Consider the following 18,782-nt stretch of genomic DNA (forward strand, 5'->3'; position numbering starts at 1 on the left):
TTCCTCGACTTCCAGCGGCGCCTCGGAAAACAGAATGCGAAACACGATAGGCGCCGCCACCAGATTGATCAGCCGATCGACGCTGGGCGTGGGCTCATCCGGGTAGCGGTCGAGAATGACCTGCAATTGCCCGCCAATGATCGTCGCGCAATAGCTCGGCTTGAGGCTCGATTGCACGTCGCGCAGCATGTTGCGGCCGGGGGCAGAGCTCATTTCATCCAGATACTGTTCGGCCCAGGCCCGCACATCGCCTTGCAGGCTGCCGGTCCTGGCCGACTCGGTTTCCGGTTGTAGGCGGGCGAGCGCAACGTCCGCCAGCAGTGCCGACAAGTCACCCCAGCGCCGATAAATGGTCGAGGGTGTCACTCCCGCGCGCGCGGCGATCTGCGGCACCGTCACGGTGGAGCGGTCCTGCTCTTCGAGGAGTTCGCGTACGGCGGTATGAATCGATTCTTGCACCCGGGCACTGCGGCCACCGGGACGTAAAACGGGAGCGGTCATCTGTGTTTCCTGTCTCGTGCCGGGGCTGGCCCCGGTCTTGAAAGCCATGCACCGGACCTTAACACAAAGAATTTGCTTTAAGCGCGATCCGGTAGCACACTCCGCAAAAGCAAAAAATTAGCTTTTGCGGAGCGTTCCCATGTCCTCTACTCATCCCCATCGTGCCAGCCTGTGGTTTCTGGCAGTCACTTTACTCAGCTTCCTGGCGGCCTCCACGGCGCCGACGCCCCTGTATCACTTGTACCAGGAGCAACTGCAATTCTCGCCTGCGGTGCTGACCCTGATTTTCGGTGTGTATGCCCTCAGTTTGTTGGTGGCGCTGCTGACCGTCGGTTCGCTATCGGATTACCTGGGGCGCAAACCGGTGATATTCACCGCTGTGTTGCTCAACATTCTGGCGATGCTGCTGTTTATCTCCGCCGACAGTGTCGCCTGGCTGATCAGTGCTCGGGTGCTGCAAGGCTTCGCCACCGGCATGGCCACCGCCGTATTGAGCGCCACGCTGCTCGATACCGATCGTCAACAGGGACCGCTGATCAACAGTGTGGCACCGTTGCTAGGCATGGCCCTGGGCGGGATGGGCTGCGGATTGTTGGCCGAATTTGCGCCAGCGCCATTACACCTGACCTATTGGTTACTGTTGGCTCTGTTTGCGATGCAGGCCGTGTACGTGTGGCGTTTACCGGAAAGTGTCTCGCGCCAGCCAGGTGCATGGGTGTCATTGCGGCCGACCCTGCATGTGCCGGTGCAAGCGCGTTCGACGTTGTGGAGGGTATTGCCGCTCAACACTGCAACTTGGGCGCTCGGCGGATTCTTCGCGTCTCTGGCTCCATCATTGGTGCGTGCAGCCACCGGTTCAACATCCAACCTGGTCGGTGGATCAACCGTGGCGGCATTGACGCTGACGGGCGCCCTGATGATCTTCACCTTGCGCAATCGACCGGCCTCCCTGGCGTTGCGGCTGGGTGCCAGTTTGCTTGCGACAGGTGTGATCCTGATTCTGCTGGGCGTACACAGCGCCAACCTGCCGCTGTTTTTCCTCGGTACGCTCGTTGCCGGTTGTGGCTTTGGCAGTGGTTTTCTGGGTGCCGTGCGCAGTCTGGTGCCGCTGGCCTTGCCCCATGAGCGGGCGGGTCTGATGTCAGCGTATTACACACTCAGTTATCTGGCGTTCTGCCTGCCGTCGTTGCTGGCCGGCAATCTTGCGCGCACTTTCGGGCTGGTGGCGACCACAGATGGGTATTGCGGGGTTTTGATCATCCTGTCGCTGAGTGCGCTGTTTTCACTGCTGCGCCAGCGCACCGTCAGTGTTTGTAGCGCTGCCGGTCGGTCATAAATAACGGCGCCTCGAGAGGCGCCGTTTTGTTGTCCGCAGTTAGATCTGCGCAAACCCGCCGTCTACAAACAATTCAATACCGTTGATGAAACTGCTGTCGTCCGAAGCCAGGAATACCGCGGCTTTACCCACTTCCGATGGCGACCCGAGGCGGCCCATTGGCACTTGGCTGCTCAGATAATCGAGCAGGCCTTGTTGTTGATCCTCCGGCGCGAGCTCGGTCAGGCCGGGGGTGTGAATCGGACCCGGACTGATCACGTTGACCCGAATCCTGCGCGCCTTCAGATCCAGCAACCATGACCGGGCAAAGTTGCGTACTGCGGCTTTGCTGGCGCTGTACACGCTGAAGTTTTCCGTGCCTTTGGTCGCAGTGGTCGATGCGGTGAGGATCACCGAGCCACCGTCCTTGAGCAGGGGCAGGGACTTCTGCACGGTGAACAGCAGGCCTTTGACGTTGACGCCGAAAATCCGGTCGAAATGTTCTTCGGTGATCGCCCCCAGCGCCAGCATGTCTCCACCACCGGCGTTGGCAAATACGATGTCCAGATGACCAGCCCTGGCTTGGATCACTTCAAAAATTCGGTCCAGGTCATCAAGGTTCGACACGTCACCCTGAATGCCGGTGACGTTCTGGCCGATGCTGCGAACGGCCGCATCCAGTTCCGCTTGACGGCGACCGGTGATGAATACTGTGGCGCCCTGATCAACGAAGGCTTGAGCCGAGGCCAGGCCAATGCCGGTAGTGCCGCCGGTGATCAGTGCGATTTTGCCTTTGAGAGTGCTGCTCATGCGGTGAATCTCCGAGAGTCGTGTGGGAAGAGTTCGGCGCTGATGTGTGCCGTTGAAGCCACTCTATGCCTGACGATTCGGCAGAAAAATCACCTGAATCGGGTTTGTTTGTACATGGTTGTGGACAATACTCAGGGCTCTTCGACTGAGGGTTGACCATGAATCAATTGCTGGCCATGCGCGTCTTCGCCCGTGTCGTACAGGCTGGATCCTTTACCCGGGCCGCCGATTCCCTGAACCTGCCCAAGACCTCAGTCAGCAAACTGGTGGCCGAACTGGAGGAGCACCTCGGTGTGCGCTTGCTGCAACGTACCACCCGCCGCTTGACGGTGACGGCGGACGGCATGGCCTACTACGAGCGCGCCTTGCAATTGATGGTTGAGCTGGATGACCTGGACAACAGTTTCGCCAGTGCCCAAGGGCGTCCGCGAGGGCGGATCCGGGTCGATGTCGGAGGCTCGGTAGCCAGCATCCTGATTATTCCGGCCCTTCCGGATTTCCATGAGCGTTTCCCGGACATCCAGATTGATCTGGGTGTCAGCGACCGGTCAGTGGATTTGATCAGCGAAAATGTCGATTGCGTGATTCGCGGCGGCCCGTTGACCGAGTTGTCTCTGGTGGCGCGTCCGTTGGGTCTGTCGAGCTGGACCACCTGCGCGACGCCGGCTTATCTGGCGCGTTTCGGTACACCGACTGATCCCCGGGACCTGGAAAAACATCACCGAATCATCAGCTATCACTCGGCCCGCACGGGGCGGGTGATGCCGGCGCGTTTCGAGCGCAACGGCGAGAAAATCGAAATTCAGGCGCGTGGCCTCATCAGTGTCAATGAAAGCAACGCACATTTGGCGGCGGGGCTGGCAGGTCTCGGAGTGATTCATACCTTCACGTACACCGTACAAACGCACATCGAGCGCGGTGAGCTGGTGCCGATTCTTCAGCATTGGCGGCCAGCGCGTTATCCGTTTCACGTGCTGTACCCGCCGAACCGCCACTTGAGCAATAGAGTGCGTGTGTTTATCGATTGGTTGGCTGAGTTGTTCGCCGGGATGGCTTAGTCACTTATTTGTAAAATAGATAACACTTAGAGATATTACCCGTTATATCGATATTCTATTCGGATCTATGATGGGCTCTACCTCACCAGAGGACAGGAGTTCGTTATGACATGCACCCACACTGCCAAACCCGGAATCAAGCCTTTTCGCCATTTGCAGCACCCACGCGAAGTCATTCGCCAGTTCACCCCGAACTGGTTCGCCGCCACCATGGGCACCGGAGTGCTGGCTTTGGCGCTGGCGCAATTGCCCGTCGCCAATCCCGTTCTGCACGCCATTGCCGAAGCCCTTTGGCAGTTCAACATCCTGCTGTTCCTCTTATTCACGGCGTTGTACGCGGCGCGTTGGGTGCTGTTTTTCGATGAGGCGCGGCGGATTTTCGGCCATTCCACGGTTTCGATGTTTTTCGGCACCATTCCCATGGGCCTGGCGACCATCATCAATGGCTTGCTGGTGTTCGGCCTGCCGCGCTGGGGTGATGGCGTGATTCAGCTGGCGGAAGCCTTGTGGTGGCTGGATGTGGCGATGTCACTGGCGTGCGGGGTGCTGATTCCCTACATGATGTTCACCCGCCAGGAACACAGCATCGATCAGATGACCGCCGTCTGGCTGCTGCCGGTAGTGGCGGCGGAAGTGGCGGCTGCCAGCGGTGGCCTGCTGGCGCCGCATCTGGCCGATGCCCATTCGCAATTGGTGGTACTGGTGACCAGTTACGTGCTTTGGGCATTTTCCCTGCCTGTGGCGTTCAGCATTCTGACCATTCTGTTGCTGCGCATGGCGCTGCATAAACTGCCTCACGAAAACATGGCCGCCTCCAGCTGGCTGGCGCTTGGACCTATTGGCACGGGCGCGCTGGGCATGTTGCTGCTGGGGGCCGACGCTCCGGCGATTTTCGCCGCCAACGGTCTGCCAGGTATGGGTGAAATCGCGGCCGGCCTGGGTCTGGTCGCGGGCATCACGCTGTGGGGCTTTGGTTTGTGGTGGATGCTGATGGCGGTATTGATCACCCTGCGTTATCTGCGCGCCGGTATTCCTTTCAATCTCGGCTGGTGGGGTTTCACCTTCCCGTTGGGCGTCTATTCTCTGGCGACGTTGAAACTGGCCAGCACGCTGCACCTGACGTTTTTCAGTGTCTTTGGTTGTGTACTGGTGAGCTTGCTGGCGGTGATGTGGCTGATTGTCGGTAAACGCACCGTGCAAGGCGCGTGGCGGGGCGAGTTGTTTGTCTCGCCGTGCATTGCAGGATTAACGAAATAACCGGCAAATTTTCGGTAATGTGTGGCCTGGATCGACGTGCGATATTCCAAGCATTGTATTCAGGCCTCTCTCTACATCAGGGACACATGGAAGATGAGTCACCCCTCACAGTTCACCTTGCTGCGCACCCGGCGCTTCCTGCCGTTCTTCGTGACCCAATCCCTCGGGGCGTTCAACGACAACATCTTCAAGCAGTCGTTGATCCTCGCCATCTTGTACAAGCTCACCCTCGAAGGTGACCGTTCGATCTGGGTCAACCTGTGTGCGCTGCTGTTCATCCTGCCGTTCTTTCTGTTCTCGGCATTGGCCGGGCAGTTCGGGGAAAAATTCGCCAAGGACGCGTTGATCCGTCTGATCAAGCTTGGGGAAATTGCCATCATGGCGGTCGGCGCGATCGGTTTCATGTTCGATCACTTGTCGCTGATGCTGGTGGCACTGTTTGCCATGGGCACCCACTCGGCGCTGTTCGGGCCGGTGAAATACTCGATCCTGCCCCAGGCCCTGCGTGAAGATGAGTTGGTTGGTGGCAACGGTCTGGTGGAAATGGGCACCTTCCTGGCGATCCTGGCCGGGACCATCGGTGCCGGGATCATGATGTCGTCCAGTCATTACGCGCCGGTGGTTTCCACCGCAATCATCGGCATCGCCGTGCTCGGCTACCTGGCCAGCCGCGGTATTCCGCGGGCGGCGGCGGCTTCGCCGCAAATGCGCCTGAACTGGAACATTTTCAGCCAGTCCTGGGCCACGTTGAAACTCGGCCTGGGACAAACTCCTGCGGTGTCGCGCTCGATTGTCGGCAACTCATGGTTCTGGTTCGTCGGGGCGATTTATCTGACACAGATCCCGGCGTATGCCAAGGAGTGGATGCACGGTGATGAAACCGTGGTGACGCTGATTCTGACGGTGTTCTCGGTCGGTATCGCCGTGGGTTCGATGCTCTGCGAGAAGCTCTCCGGGCGCAAAGTCGAGATCGGCCTGGTGCCGTTCGGTTCATTCGGCCTGACCGTGTTCGGATTGCTGCTGTGGTGGCATTCCGGAGGGATTCCGGACAGTGTTGCAGGGCATGGCTGGATCGAGATTCTCGGATTCGGCCACACCTGGCTGGTGTTGCTCGACATCCTCGGCCTGGGGGTGTTCGGTGGTTTCTACATCGTGCCGCTGTACGCGCTGATCCAGTCTCGCACCGCCGAGAACGAGCGGGCGCGGGTCATTGCCGCCAACAATATTCTCAATGCGTTGTTCATGGTGGTGTCGGCGATTGTCTCGATCATCCTGCTGAGCATGGTCAAGCTGTCGATCCCGCAGTTGTTCCTGGTGGTGTCGTTGCTGAACATCGGCGTCAACGCCTACATCTTCAAGATCGTCCCCGAGTTCACCATGCGTTTCATGATCTGGCTGCTCAGCCATTCCATGTACCGCGTGGAGCATCGCAATCTCGACCTGATCCCCGATGAAGGCGCGGCGCTGCTGGTGTGCAACCACGTGTCGTTCGTCGATGCCTTGCTGATTGGCGGTGCGGTCCGTCGGCCGATTCGCTTTGTGATGTACTACAAAATCTACAACCTGCCGGTGTTGAACTTCATCTTTCGCACGGCCGGGACGATTCCGATTGCGGGACGTCAGGAAGATATCCAGATCTACGAAAAAGCCTTCACGCGCATTGCCCGGTATCTGAAGGATGGCGAGTTGGTGTGCATTTTTCCCGAGGGCAAATTGACCGCCGATGGCGAAATCAATGAGTTCAAGGGCGGGCTGACGCGGATTCTCGAAGAAACGCCGGTGCCGGTGATTCCCCTGGCCTTGCAGGGGTTGTGGGGGAGCTTCTTCAGTCGCGATCCGGGCAAGGGACTGTTTCGCCGGTTGTGGTCGCGGGTGACCTTGGTGGCGGGACCGGCGGTGGCGGTTGAAGCGGCGGAGCCTGCCAGGTTGCAAGCGTTGGTGGGGGATTTGCGTGGGACAGTCAGGTAATCGGTGATTGTGCAGGACTCATCGCGGGCAAGCCTTGTTCCCACAGGTTTTCTGTTGTGTTCACAATATCGGTCACACCACATAACCTGTGGGAGCAAGGCTTGTCGGATCGCCGCACCGCCGCGATGGCGTCAGTGGCTTATGCGCTAACCTTGAGCCCAACCAGCCCGGTAATGATCAACGCCACACTGGCCAACCGCACCAGCGCCATGGATTCACCAAACAGAATGATCCCGGCGATCACCGTGCCGACCGCACCCACACCGGTCCAGATGGCATAGGCCGTGCCCAGCGGCAATTCCTTCATGGCAAGGCCCAGCAAGCCAAGGCTGACAGCCATGGCCGCAACGGTGAGGGCGGTGGGGAGCGGACGGCTGAAGCCATCGGTGTACTTCAGGCCGACGGCCCAGCCGACTTCGAACAGGCCGGCGAAAAACAGAATGATCCAGGACATCAGAGACCTCCATCGATTGACGGGGTCGTCCCCAGATTAATGACTCGATCGAGCCGCGGGGTCGTCCCCGCGTTGCGCAATATAGTGCCCAGCATTAATCCGGGGATCAAGTTTCGGATCAGTCGATGGCTTGCTGAGCGGCGATTTCGCGGTCCTGTTTCTCGCTCATGCGACGGAACCAGGTCGAGAGCAGGGCGCCGGAAATATTGTGCCAGACGCTGAACAACGCACTGGGCACCGCCGCCAGTGGCGAAAAGTGCGCGCTGGCCAACGCGGCACCCAACCCGGAGTTTTGCATGGCGACTTCCAGGGCCAGGGATTTTCGTTGGGCCAGTGGCAGCTTGAACAAGCGCCCGGTGAAGTAACCCAGCAGGTAGCCGAAGCTGTTGTGCAACATGACCACGGCCATGATCAGCAGGCCGGACTCGGCAATTTTCGCCTGGCTGGCGGCAACCACGGCGGTGACGATGATCACGATGCTCACCACAGACACCAACGGCAATACATCGACGGCGTGGCGAACCCGATCACCGAGCAGGCGTTGGGCGACGACACCCAGCACGATCGGCAGCAGCACCACTTGCAGAATCGACCAGAACAATTCCATGAACGAAACCGGCAGCCAGGCGGAAGCCAGGAGCCAGATCAGCGCCGGCGTCAGCAGTGGAGCGAGGAGGGTGGTGACGGCGGCGATGGCCACCGACAATGCCAGATCCCCGCGTGCCAGCCAGGTCATCACGTTCGATGAGGTGCCGCTTGGGCAGCAACCGACCAGAATCACCCCGACGGCGATCTCCGGTGGCAAATGGAAGGCCTGGCAGAGCAACCATGCCATACCGGGCATGATCACGAAATGTGCAACGACTCCTAGTGCCACGCGCCATGGATGGCGGGCGACTTCGGCGAAGTCTTCGAGCTTGAGGGTCAGGCCCATGCCAAACATCACCACCCCGAGCAGCGGCACGATGGCGCCCTTGAGGCCGATGAACCATGCCGGTTGCAGGAACGCCACGACAGCGAATATCAGTACCCAGTAGGCGAAGGTGTTGCCGACAAAACGACTCAATGCAGCCAATGCGCGCATGGCCTGATCCTTATTTTAAATAACACCACAAACCAATGTGGGAGCGAGCCTGCTCGCGAAGGCGGTGGGTCAGTCAATATATATGTCGACTGATACTCCGCTTTCGCGAGCAGGCTCGCTCCCACAGGGGAACCGGCAGGCTTTAGATCCCTTGGGGAGTCTCTTCCCCACCCAAGGCTTCAACCAATGCCGGCAGGAAGTCGCCGAACGTCAGCATCATCAGGGTGAAGCTGGCATCCAGTTGGCCCAGGGCTTCGTCACCGCCGTCCTGTTCCGCCTGGTCTTGCAGCAGGTCTTCGAACTTCAGGCGCTTGACCACCATTTTGTCGTCGAGGACGAAAGACAGCTTGTCCTGCCAGGCCAGTGACAGCTGAGTGACCACTTTGCCGGTGCTCAGGTGCAACTGGATTTCTTCGCTGGTCAGGTCCTGGCGCTTGCAACGCACGATGCCGCCGTCTTCGTGGGTGTCGCGCAGTTCGCACTCGTCCAGCACGAAGAAATCGTCCGCGGCTTTCTGGGTGGTGACCCACTCGGTCATGGTTGCGGTCGGGGACATCTTCACGGTCAGTGGACGCACCGGCAGCGTACCGATCACTTCACGCAAGGTGGACAACAGGTCTTCGGCGCGTTTCGGGCTGGCCGAGTTGACCAGGATCAGGCCCTGTTTCGGCGCGATGGCGGCGAAGGTCGATGAGCGACGGATAAAGGCGCGCGGCAGGAAAGCCTGGATGATTTCATCCTTGATCTGGTCGCGTTCCTTCTTATAGACCTTGCGCATCTGCTCGGCTTCGATCTCTTCGACCTTTTCCTTCACCGCGTCACGCACGACGCTGCCCGGCAGGATGCGTTCTTCCTTGCGTGCGCTGATCAGCAGGAAGTCACCGCTGACATGCACCAGCGGCGCATCTTCGCCCTTGCCGAACGGTGCGACGAAACCGTAGGTGGTCAACTCCTGGCTTGCACATGGGCGCGCCAGTTTGGTGGCCAGTGCAGTTTCCAACGCCTCGGCATCAACAGGCAGATCTTGGGTCAGGCGATAGATAAGCAGGTTTTTGAACCACATGGGGTGAGTCTCTCCTTATATACAAAGGCGGGCATTATTGTCCTCCGTGTGCCATAGGCCAACCCTTCTCTAAGCCTTTGGAAGGCATGAAAAAATTAATTAAAAAAGTGCTTGCCAGAGGTGGGGTCGCTCCGTAGAATGCGCGCCACACCGAAGCGAAGGGTGATTAGCTCAGCTGGGAGAGCGTCTGCCTTACAAGCAGAATGTCGGCGGTTCGATCCCGTCATCACCCACCATTCGTTTCAAGTGTTACGCGCAGCGGTAGTTCAGTCGGTTAGAATACCGGCCTGTCACGCCGGGGGTCGCGGGTTCGAGTCCCGTCCGCTGCGCCATATTCGGTAACCTGGAACACTGAACGCCAGGTCACCACGGAAAAGCCCGCTGATGCGGGCTTTTTTCTGCCTGAAGTTTGTCGGTTGTATCTGCTGGGCGCGTCGTTTCACTGGTTTTTAGATTTTTTTGAAAAATTTATCAATTAAATCAACACTTTATAAAAACCTGTGGCATAATGCGCCCCGCAACGAAGGTAAAGGGTGATTAGCTCAGCTGGGAGAGCGTCTGCCTTACAAGCAGAATGTCGGCGGTTCGATCCCGTCATCACCCACCACTTTCAACGCTACGCGCAGCGGTAGTTCAGTCGGTTAGAATACCGGCCTGTCACGCCGGGGGTCGCGGGTTCGAGTCCCGTCCGCTGCGCCATATTCGGTAACCTGGAACACTGAACGCCAGGTCACCACACAGAAAGCCCGCTTAATGCGGGCTTTTTGTCGTCTGGCGTTTGGGTTTTCTGCCTTTGTAGGAGCGAGCTTGCTCGCGAAAAACCCGAGAACACCACGGGGTGTCAGACTTCCCGCGTTATCGTTGACAACCATCGCGAGCAGGCTCGCTCCTACAGCCCGGCATTGCGGGCGTGTCGGTAGTCGCTGACGGCCTCGTAGACGGCTTTGCGCAGTCGGTTGATGCCGCCAATCGGACGATGCGCCTCAAGTCCAAACCATGGGTTGAACGAAAGATTGTCGCATTGCAGGTTCAGCGCCGGCGTGTCGAAATCCTGTGCCGGCACTGTGATCCTCGCGACGGTTTGGAACGGCGCATCGCTCTCACGCCACTCAATGCTGGTGTCTTCGATCGGCATGTATTTGTTTGCGTCCTGGCGCTGGATCTGCAAGACGAAGCACGCCGGCACTCGATCTGTGGATAACTGCTGGTTCAGCGCGCTGCGCAGGAAGTTCGGCAGCTTCTGATTTTGTGCCGGCAAGGTGTAGTCCGGGCAGCTTCCTGGGTCGGGCATCACGCGAAACTTGGCATTGGCCTCACCGAATTTATAGGGCGAAACCGAAAAATAGGTCGTCCGGGTCGGGCTCGGCGGTGCAGGTGAGAGCGTCGCCAGGGCAATGAACAGATGACGCACCTGCCAGGCGCGCGGGTCCCAGCCCGGAAAGAACGCCATCATTGTTTTGCCATCCGCCTGAGCAGCGACATTCTGACGATACTCAGCGACATCGCTGACGAAGAAATTCGGATGGCTGAACATCACGAAGTCCTGTTCGCCTCGTTGCGGCTGATCGCTCAGCAGTTGTTTGCCCGGCACTTCGAGCAGCTTGATGGCCATGCCCCGGGCATCATGGATGCTGTCGAATTGTGGGTAGGCGTTGCCGTTGGACAGGCGCATGGTCGCTTGCCAGGTTTTTCCGGGTTCGCTGAACACGCCTTGGCGCAAGTCGCTTTCCAATTCCGGCAGTACCTGGACTTCCGCCTGCACGCAGCCGTGGGCCTTGGCATGGGCATCACGCAGATAGCGTGTGCTTTCGCGGTGCTGGTCGACGATGCGCACAGCGGTCTGAATGATCTCCTGAGTCATTGCCGCTTCACCATTCGGGATCAGTTCCTGCGCTGATACCGGCCCGCGGTGTTGCCAGGCAAACCACGCGGTGGCCAGCGCCCAGCCGAGCAGTCCAAGTCCCGACAGCCAGAGCAACGCCTTGCCAAGAAAGGTGCCCAGGCGCAACCAGAGGGTCTTCAACAGGCAGCAAATCCTTTTGATCATGGCAGCTGCGACTCCAGCGGGCCGCCCAGCACTTTCAGATACTCCAGCAGTGCCCAGCGCTCCGGCGGCTGCAGCAGGCGGCCAATCACGCCGTTGCCGAGCTTGCCGGAGCGGAATTCGTGCCCGCTGTTGTGGTTGCCGGTGATGCGCGTGTCGAACTGAAAGCCGTTGGTAAAGGCTTCGGTGCGATAGCCCAGGTGCTTTGGGTCGTACTCGAAGGTGCCTTTGTAAAACGTGGTTGCGCGTTCATCCTGTGGCGAGAGCAACTGGTAGATGCTTGGCACCGAGCCGTTATGCAGAAACGGCGCCGTCGCCCACACGCCTGCCAATGGTCGAGCCTTGTAGGCGCGTAATTCACGTACGCCGATAGGCAGGCCGAAACCGTCCAGCTGCGGTCGTTCGGCCGGGGTGATACCGGCGTCGCGATAAGCCCGGTTCCCGACAAATGCCGTGACATAGGCCAGGCCCCTGGCCACTGACATCTGGCTAAGATCGAGCGGCTCGGTGGGCTTGGGCTCGACGTCGAGTTGTTCCAGTTCCTGCTGATTCCATTGCAGCGCCGTCAGGTCGAAACGGTGGTCGGCGATGTTGTTGGCGGCGCCTGGGTCGGTACCGATGAACGCCACCGGCAGCATCTTCAGGTGTTGTACGTATCGCCCTTCGCCTTGAGTCACCCTTGGTACGTGGCAGCCGGCGCAGTTCTCGCTGAACAGGGCACGACCTTTGGCAGCCAGTGGCTTGTCGATTGTTCCTAGCAGGGCTTCCGGCCAGGCGGGTGGTTCCAGCCGTTGCAGGGTTTCCTCGATCAGGTGCAAATCGTGCACTCGAACACTGGAGGGGTAACGGTCAGCGCCCATCAGTGGCTGCCTGTTAGGGTCAAAAAAATTCAGCGTGGCGCCTACACCCAGGGCTTCGCCGATATTGCGCGCCATGGGTTGCTTCGCCGAGCCATTCCATTGCACCCAATCGAAGGTCCACATGTCCCATAACGGCGGATAGTCGACAGGGGCGTTGGCCACGCGGTAGTTGGCGGGGGAAATCGCATCGCCGAAGCTGGCGTTGGCAATGCGCCCGAACGCATCAGTACGCCCCGGGCCTTCTTCAGTCGGGTAGAGCCCGCGATGGGTGTCATTCCAGGCCACTTTCAGGAAGGTATCCAGGGAGCCTTTGAATTCCTTGCGCAGTTGCTGGTGTCGGGCCTCGTAGTCCGGGCCCAGCACCTCGCGGGCGAAACGTTCGAATTTCCACGGGTTGTAGTAAGTCGAGGCCAGGCTCGCCAGCAGTGCTTGTCCGAAACTCCCGCCTCGCAGTGTAGGAACACTGGAAGGCAAAACATGCTGCGCCGAACCGCCGTCGATGCGCACGGCCTGTCCCTTGAAGCGCAGTTCTCCGGTGTGGCAGGCGGCGCAGGTAATATCCAGAAATGTCTCTGTGCCAGCGGAATTCTGGTGCCGGGCAAAGCCCACCGGCAGGTTGCCGGGGTTGTTCGGTGTGGGTTTCTGCCCGGGGTCGATCAAGAAACCGAAGCGCGCAAGGTATTCAGGAGCGGCGAAGTGTTGTTGCGAGAAGGGCAGTTCGAGCGCAGTGAACCAGTCGTAGCGCAAGCCTTTGACCTGAGTACCCTGGGGCGTGAAGTAATAGGTATCGCGGTCGGTAACGCTCCATTGCTCCAGGTAATGCACCTGCTGCGCCGGGGACCACAGCGGCAGTTTCGGATTGGCGACGTAGTACAACACCACGGCCAGGCCTGCACACAGCAGGACACCCATCACACACAGCAATCGGAATAAGAGGCGCAAGATGAACGTCCTTGTCGATTTATGCTTCCGTTATGCCTGAGTGCCAAGTAGGCGGCAAGTGGCCATTACGCCAGGTGTTGCGGGATGCAGAAATAGTTTCTGTGGGAACGAGATGACAGAAGTTTCATCATCTACACTCCGAAAAGCGTTTAAACACCTGAACTTATCGGAAATCTCTGGCTCTCATGCCGGTAGCCATTGGTCGTGGCCGCCTGATAAGCTCGCGGCTTTACTCGATTGCCCTTTAGGCGCATGAACAAGGAAATAGCATGAAACAGCATCGGTTGGCGGCGGCGGTGGCCCTGGTTAGCCTGGTACTCGCGGGTTGTGACTCGCAGACCAGCGTAGAGCTGAAAACCCCGGCGCAAAAAGCTTCCTACGGGATTGGCCTGAACATGGGCAAGAGCCTGGCTCAGGAAGGCATGGATGACCTGGACTCCAAAGCCGTAGCCCAGGGCATCGAAGATGCCGTTGGCAAGAAAGAACAGAAACTCAAGGACGAAGAACTGGTTGAAGCCTTTGCCGCACTGCAAAAGCGTGCCGAAGAGCGCATGGCCAAGATGAGTGAAGAGTCGGCGGCCGCCGGCAAGAAATTCCTCGAAGAAAACGCCAAGAAAGCTGGCGTCGTGACGACCGCTTCGGGTCTGCAGTACGAAGTGGAAAAGAAAGCCGATGGCCCTCAGCCAAAGCCGACTGACGTAGTGACTGTTCACTACACCGGCAAGCTGACCAATGGCACCGTGTTCGACAGTTCCGTCGAGCGCGGCAGCCCGATCGATCTGCCGGTCAGCGGCGTGATTCCGGGCTGGGTCGAAGGCTTGCAACTGATGCACGTCGGCGAGAAGTACAAGCTGTACATTCCTAGCGACCTGGCTTACGGCGCGCAAAGCCCAAGCCCGGCGATCCCGGCCAACTCGGTACTGGTGTTCGACCTGGAACTGCTGGCAATCAAGGATCCAACCAAAGAAGACGCTGCCAAGTAATCAGCGCCTGACTTGAAAACAACGCCCCGTTCATGCGGGGCGTTGTTGCATCTGGAGTCCGGCACGGGTAAACAAAGCGAACCGATGATGTAGGCTGGAGTCATAGCCAGTGTAGGACCGGTGCTAACCGCGTCAGACCGCCAAGTCAATGAAATAATGGGTTTTTTTTGATGGGCAAAAAACGCCCGATCTAAGCTCAGCCCTTGTGTAATGGGGCTTTCAGCCGTGAAAAGTAGCTCTGTTCACAAGGTTATCCACAATTTGTGTGGATAACATTTCCGTGGGAGTCATCATGAAAACACCCTGGAACTTCGCTCGTTTCCTGCCGCTGGCCGGACGCCTGCTCGCACGTGGACGCTTGCCGACCTTGCTGTTCGCAGTGGCCAGTAAAGGTGCCAGCCAGGGCCATCGGCTGGGCAAGCTCAAAGACGATCTGCGCCTGCTGCAGGCACTTTGCCTGGCGTACTGGCGCGGTGAGTATCGCGCAATCAGTCCCAAGGCGGTGGTATCGGTCGTGGCCGGACTGATGTACTTCCTCAGTCCCGTGGATGCGATTCCGGATTTCCTTCCCGTGTTCGGCATGCTCGATGACATCGCCGTGCTGGGTTGGCTGATGAAAGTGCTCGATGATGAACTCAATGCCTTCCGCGCCTGGCGCAAGCGACAGGGGCCGGAGAGACTCGCGGTCGTCGAGCGCCTGCCCAATTCGCCTGAACAACTTCAGCTCCAGGGACCGAAAAAACACTGAGTCGATCAAGTCTCCTCCGCAGATAGATAGCCCCCGCGACCTTAGCCGCTGTTAGGATTACACTTCTAGGGAAAAGTGCCGACTCGCTAAGTGTTGTTGTCCTACGGGGTAGTCATGGATATTCAGATAATTACACGCGAAGGCGAACCCGAATACGCGGTTCTGCCGTGGGCTCAGTATCAGGCTCTACTTAAAGCAGCAGGCATCAATGAAGCACCGTCGCGTCCGGCCCCAGCGCCGCTTGCGACAACCCAGGACCCGATTCTTCCAGGTCTTGATCAGCTACGCAGTTTGCGCGAAGGGAAGGGCATCGCCATTGAGGCGCTCGCCCGCACGGTAGGTATCAGCCCGTCTTATCTGGCCATGATCGAAAGTGGCGAGCGTCAGCCCGACGCTGCGATTCGCCGCAGCCTGGCCTGGGAATTGACGGTGCCGGGGTGGAGGGATGAATCGTGAGCGTACGCATCAGTCGTCAACATTGGGACGGATTGCTGGGCGAGCTGGATCAGGCGCGCCGTCAGCGTCATCTCCTGACCTATCGGGCGTTGCTGGAGCGTTTGCAGCTCCCCACGCCCGCCATGCAAACCCTGACTGCCGCCCTTGAGCATCTGGCGGCGCTGGACGCCAAGGCCGAGCAACCCTTGCGCAGTTCATTGGTGATCAGCCAGGGTGCCAGCCGCCTGCCACGCACCGGTTTCTTTGAGTGCGTCGAACGCCTCGGACGCTTCTCCGGGCCGTCCGATGGTGTTGCCGCCGCGTCCTGGCATGCCTCGGAGGTGGTGCGGGTGTTCGAGTACGAGTACCCCGAGTCGGCGGAGGCCTGAGTGTTTTTACGACTCAAGGCGCGGGTCAATTACTGGCTGGCGCGCAGGTTGTTTCGCTGGTCATGGTTTGTGCGTAACCCCCGTGGCTGGCGCTGGCTCGAGGGTCAGTTCGCCCGCATGGCGAACCTGGGCGATGTCGGTGCCCAGAGCTTCTATGGCCATATCCTGACCTTTCGCGGCGTGGGTCTCGGCGCGCGCGAAGAGGGAGTGCGCCTGCTGCGCCTGGCGGCATTGGCCGGTGATGGCAAGGCGGCCTATCAGGTGGGGGTGATCAGCCTCGCCGGAACACCGAGCAAGGCGCCGGACCCCGCCGAAGCGGCGCGGTTCTGGGGGATTGCCGCGAAGGCCGGGCATCCGCTGGCGCAGATCAAGCTTCAGGAGCTGGCCTCCCGCGATTCCACGGAATAACCCCGATTTATCTGACAGGTCCGAGTGGCGTAGGAGGAGACTCCTGCGCCACTTTTTTATGGGTGAATCGGTTTTAGCGAATCGCCCTACACGAAACACCTCTTCGTCTGACTTCTTTCCCCGCTGATCCCCCGCAAAGTCCCTCGCGCCCTATTTCCTGTGCGAGAGATTGCTCATGTTCGACCCGGTTTTTCACGCGGCTTCCTGCGTTTCGGTGGGCTGATGGATCACATCGCCCGGTTCGAGCAGGAACTCGAGCATTTCCCGAATACCCTGACGCTCTACCGTCAACAGCTCTCGCGTTGGTTCAACAAGACCGCCGACCGGGTCAGCCACGCCATGGACATGCCCTCGCTGATGGGCATGGACCGGGTGATCAAGCTGGGCAATGCCAGCACGGTTGTCAGCAGCGGTGACGACGACTTTATTTCGACGGTCGCGCAGTGCCCGAAAAGCGGAATCCTGCAGATCGAGAGCAAGTTCGAGTCGGTGTATGACGTACCGCTGGGGAACATTCAGGTTGATGTGATTGCGGTGATGGGCGGCGAATCGACGCCCGTCATGCTGGATGAACACGGCAAGGGGCAATTCAGGGGCGAGGCGGGCAAGTTCTATCGCGTGCGGGTGCAGAGCGAGGTTACGCCGCAGCAGGTGGATGAGCTTTTCAGTGCCTACAACGAGTTATCTCAGGCTCTGGAAAGTTGGCTTCGCAGTGAGTGGGAAGTCTTCAAGCCACAGTGGTCGCAATCGACTTCAAGGGCCGTGGGCAACGGGATACTGGCCGGCAGTTGGGCGGCCATTGAGGGGGTATGGGACGGCATTCATTTGCTGTCGGACATTCTCCGGGATCCCGGTGAGTTTGCGGGGCGGCTCGGCAGCGGCGTCGATCAGCTGAGGGCGCTGGCGGAAAAAGCGCCGCAGGAGATGGCAAAGATCCAGCTGCTGGCCAGTGACGAGGCGGCGCTTTCTCTACTGTTGCGCACCGCCAGCCTCTGGTTGGACATGCTGCCACCCAGCGTGATCGCCGGTGAGACTGCCAAAGCCGTATCGATGCTGGTGGTGGAATTGCTGATCGACATCCTGATCGCGGTCGTCCTGACCTTCGCCACGACAGGGGGTGGAATTGCCTACTTGAAGATGCGTTTGGCCAGTCGCGGCGCGCAGTTGATCAGTGCGGTAGCACGACTGGTTGAGGCGATGTTCACGATCCTCAATACCTTCGTTGTTTACGTTGACCGCTACAAAAAAGTCGCTGCCCGGGGTGTTGTGGCCGGGCTGAAAAAAGGCCGGATGCAACTGCGCTGGAACGCTCGCAGCAATACCACGCTGAAGAAAGACGAACACCACGACGACGTTCCGAAACCGGCCAAGAACCCCAACGGCGACAGCGCCGAACCCGCCGCCCACACCGCCACCCACGGCTGTCCGCTGTCGCTGGTCACCGGCGAGGAACTGCTGAGCCTCACCGACGGCACCCTCGACGGTCTGCTGCCGTTCGCCTTCACCCGCCTGTATCGCACCAGCGCCGTCGACCTCGACTGCGGCCTCGGCTTCGGCTGGAGCCATGCGCTGAGCCAGCGCCTGGAGCTCGACGGCGACACCGTCACCTGGGTCGATCCGGAAAACCGCCGTACGCCGTTTCCCCGCCCCAGCCTGGCGCGCTCGGCGATCCACAACAGCCTGGCGCGGGCGGCAATCTACCTCGGCGAGCAGGCGGATGAGCTGATCGTGGCGCTGGCCGGCGAGGCGCCGCGTTTCCAGCACTTTATCGACGGGCGTCTGACGGCGATCAGCGACGCCTACGGCAACCGGCTGACGGTGCAGCGCGATTTGTCTGGCCGCATCCAGCGCCTGGACAACGGCGCCGGGCGTTGTTTGCGGCTGCGCTATGACCGCCAGCACCTGATCGCCGTCGACTACCAGTGCTTTGACCTGGCCGACGAGCAGCCGCCGGCCTGGCGCACGGAGCAGACCCTGGTCAGCTACCGCTACGACGGCCGCGGCCGGCTGATCGAGGCGAGCAACGCCGTCGGTGAAAGCGAGCGCTACGACTACGACGAGCAGCACGTCATCCTGCAACGGCAGCTGGCCGGCGGCGCCAGTTTCTACTGGGAGTGGGAGCGCGCCGGCAAGGCAGCCCGCTGCATCCGCCACTGGGCCTCCTTTGCGCAGATGGACACCCGTTATGCCTGGGACGACGCCGGCGGGGTGACACTCAGGCACGCCGATGGCAGTCAGGAACGCTACGTCCACGACGACAGGGCGCGGCTGGTGCGCCGGGTCACCGCCGACGGCGGCGAGTGGCACCAGGCCTATGATGCCCAGGGCCGCCTGATTGCCGAGCAGGACGCCCTCGGTGCGGTCACCGACTACCGCTACGACGAAGTCGGCCGGCTGGTCGCGCTGATTCCGCCGGAAGACGAGCCAACGTCCTACGAGTACCGCAACGGCTTCCTGCATGCG

Annotated in this window: 17 protein-coding genes and 4 tRNA genes (1 of these 21 cut by a window edge); 14 read left to right on the top strand and 7 right to left on the bottom strand. The window is 59.8% G+C overall.

Translation table 11 applies throughout. The features are described from left to right. On the bottom strand, window positions 1-501 hold the 5' portion of the coding sequence (locus BJ917_RS28120; RefSeq protein WP_121105659.1) for a TetR family transcriptional regulator. The gene continues 141 nt to the left of window position 1, outside the view; the window shows 501 of its 642 coding nt (coding positions 1-501); it begins with the start codon at window positions 499-501; its stop codon lies beyond the left edge, outside the window. A 139-nt stretch (window positions 502-640) separates the two neighbouring features. Here BJ917_RS28120 and BJ917_RS28125 point away from each other — a divergent pair, with 139 nt between their 5' ends. Next, complete coding sequence (locus BJ917_RS28125; protein ID WP_096509676.1) at window positions 641-1,837, top strand: MFS transporter; 1,197 nt, start codon at window positions 641-643, stop codon at window positions 1,835-1,837. A gap of 39 nt (window positions 1,838-1,876) precedes the next feature. On the opposite strand, the gene BJ917_RS28130 is transcribed toward BJ917_RS28125, so the two are convergent. Then, a complete protein-coding gene (locus tag BJ917_RS28130) occupies window positions 1,877-2,626 on the bottom strand; it encodes an SDR family NAD(P)-dependent oxidoreductase (protein WP_096509677.1) in 750 nt (249 codons plus the stop codon). 158 nt (window positions 2,627-2,784) lie between these two features. Here BJ917_RS28130 and BJ917_RS28135 point away from each other — a divergent pair, with 158 nt between their 5' ends. The 3 genes from BJ917_RS28135 to BJ917_RS28145 all read left to right on the top strand — a co-directional run bounded on the left by BJ917_RS28135 (window position 2,785) and on the right by BJ917_RS28145 (window position 6,909). Further along, window positions 2,785-3,684 (top strand): LysR family transcriptional regulator, encoded by a 900-nt coding sequence (locus BJ917_RS28135; protein ID WP_096509678.1) that lies wholly within the window; start codon window positions 2,785-2,787, stop codon window positions 3,682-3,684. 105 nt (window positions 3,685-3,789) lie between these two features. Then, window positions 3,790-4,941 (top strand): TDT family transporter, encoded by a 1,152-nt coding sequence (locus BJ917_RS28140; protein ID WP_121105661.1) that lies wholly within the window; start codon window positions 3,790-3,792, stop codon window positions 4,939-4,941. A gap of 93 nt (window positions 4,942-5,034) precedes the next feature. Continuing rightward, window positions 5,035-6,909, top strand: coding sequence for an MFS transporter (locus BJ917_RS28145; protein ID WP_096509680.1), 1,875 nt, complete (start codon window positions 5,035-5,037; stop codon window positions 6,907-6,909). Between the two features lie 139 nt (window positions 6,910-7,048). Here BJ917_RS28145 and sugE read toward each other — a convergent pair whose 3' ends face one another. From sugE to rdgC, 3 genes are all read right to left on the bottom strand, one after another. Continuing rightward, complete coding sequence (gene sugE / locus BJ917_RS28150) at window positions 7,049-7,363, bottom strand: quaternary ammonium compound efflux SMR transporter SugE (RefSeq protein WP_008060873.1); 315 nt, start codon at window positions 7,361-7,363, stop codon at window positions 7,049-7,051. 118 nt (window positions 7,364-7,481) lie between these two features. Further along, window positions 7,482-8,447, bottom strand: a complete 966-nt coding sequence (locus BJ917_RS28155) for a bile acid:sodium symporter family protein (RefSeq protein WP_121105663.1) — start codon at window positions 8,445-8,447, stop codon at window positions 7,482-7,484. A 142-nt stretch (window positions 8,448-8,589) separates the two neighbouring features. Continuing rightward, the gene (gene rdgC / locus BJ917_RS28160; RefSeq protein WP_008060875.1) at window positions 8,590-9,510 is read right to left on the bottom strand and encodes a recombination-associated protein RdgC; all 921 of its coding nucleotides are present in this window, start codon (window positions 9,508-9,510) and stop codon (window positions 8,590-8,592) included. A gap of 160 nt (window positions 9,511-9,670) precedes the next feature. Here rdgC and BJ917_RS28165 point away from each other — a divergent pair. From BJ917_RS28165 to BJ917_RS28180, 4 genes are all read left to right on the top strand, one after another. After that, window positions 9,671-9,746 (top strand) — tRNA-Val (locus BJ917_RS28165). 19 nt (window positions 9,747-9,765) lie between these two features. Further along, window positions 9,766-9,842, top strand: a tRNA-Asp gene (locus BJ917_RS28170). Between the two features lie 199 nt (window positions 9,843-10,041). Continuing rightward, window positions 10,042-10,117 (top strand) — tRNA-Val (locus BJ917_RS28175). A 15-nt stretch (window positions 10,118-10,132) separates the two neighbouring features. Beyond that, window positions 10,133-10,209 (top strand) — tRNA-Asp (locus BJ917_RS28180). 190 nt (window positions 10,210-10,399) lie between these two features. Here BJ917_RS28180 and BJ917_RS28185 read toward each other — a convergent pair. Both BJ917_RS28185 and BJ917_RS28190 read right to left on the bottom strand, forming a co-directional pair. Next, window positions 10,400-11,536 carry a catalase family protein gene (locus BJ917_RS28185; protein WP_096515240.1) on the bottom strand — a complete coding sequence of 379 codons (1,137 nt, stop codon included), beginning with the start codon at window positions 11,534-11,536 and terminating at the stop codon, window positions 10,400-10,402. A gap of 17 nt (window positions 11,537-11,553) precedes the next feature. Beyond that, window positions 11,554-13,356: a di-heme-cytochrome C peroxidase gene (locus BJ917_RS28190; protein WP_121105665.1), complete on the bottom strand. Its 1,803-nt coding sequence runs from the start codon at window positions 13,354-13,356 to the stop codon at window positions 11,554-11,556. Between the two features lie 269 nt (window positions 13,357-13,625). Between BJ917_RS28190 and BJ917_RS28195 the strand changes: the two genes are divergently transcribed. The 6 genes from BJ917_RS28195 to BJ917_RS28220 all read left to right on the top strand — a co-directional run. After that, window positions 13,626-14,339, top strand: a complete 714-nt coding sequence (locus tag BJ917_RS28195; RefSeq protein ID WP_096509683.1) for an FKBP-type peptidyl-prolyl cis-trans isomerase — start codon at window positions 13,626-13,628, stop codon at window positions 14,337-14,339. Window positions 14,340-14,631: 292 nt separating this feature from the next. After that, entirely contained in the window at window positions 14,632-15,087 is a 456-nt protein-coding gene (locus BJ917_RS28200) for a YkvA family protein (protein ID WP_121105667.1), read from the top strand. Window positions 15,088-15,201: 114 nt separating this feature from the next. Next, window positions 15,202-15,543, top strand: a complete 342-nt coding sequence (locus BJ917_RS28205; protein ID WP_096509685.1) for a helix-turn-helix domain-containing protein — start codon at window positions 15,202-15,204, stop codon at window positions 15,541-15,543. After that, window positions 15,540-15,911 carry a hypothetical protein gene (locus BJ917_RS28210; protein ID WP_003223109.1) on the top strand — a complete coding sequence of 124 codons (372 nt, stop codon included), beginning with the start codon at window positions 15,540-15,542 and terminating at the stop codon, window positions 15,909-15,911. Before BJ917_RS28205 ends, BJ917_RS28210 begins: the two co-directional genes overlap by 4 nt. Then, on the top strand, window positions 15,912-16,319 hold the full coding sequence (locus BJ917_RS28215) for a sel1 repeat family protein (protein WP_096509686.1): 408 nt from the start codon (window positions 15,912-15,914) through the stop codon (window positions 16,317-16,319). A gap of 222 nt (window positions 16,320-16,541) precedes the next feature. Beyond that, window positions 16,542-18,782: DUF6531 domain-containing protein (locus tag BJ917_RS28220; RefSeq protein ID WP_147432591.1), on the top strand; the 2,241-nt coding region annotated here is incomplete at its 3' end.

It is taken from the genome of Pseudomonas sp. WPR_5_2 (assembly GCF_003634475.1).
GTDB classification, from domain to species: Bacteria; Pseudomonadota; Gammaproteobacteria; order Pseudomonadales; family Pseudomonadaceae; genus Aquipseudomonas; species Aquipseudomonas izuensis.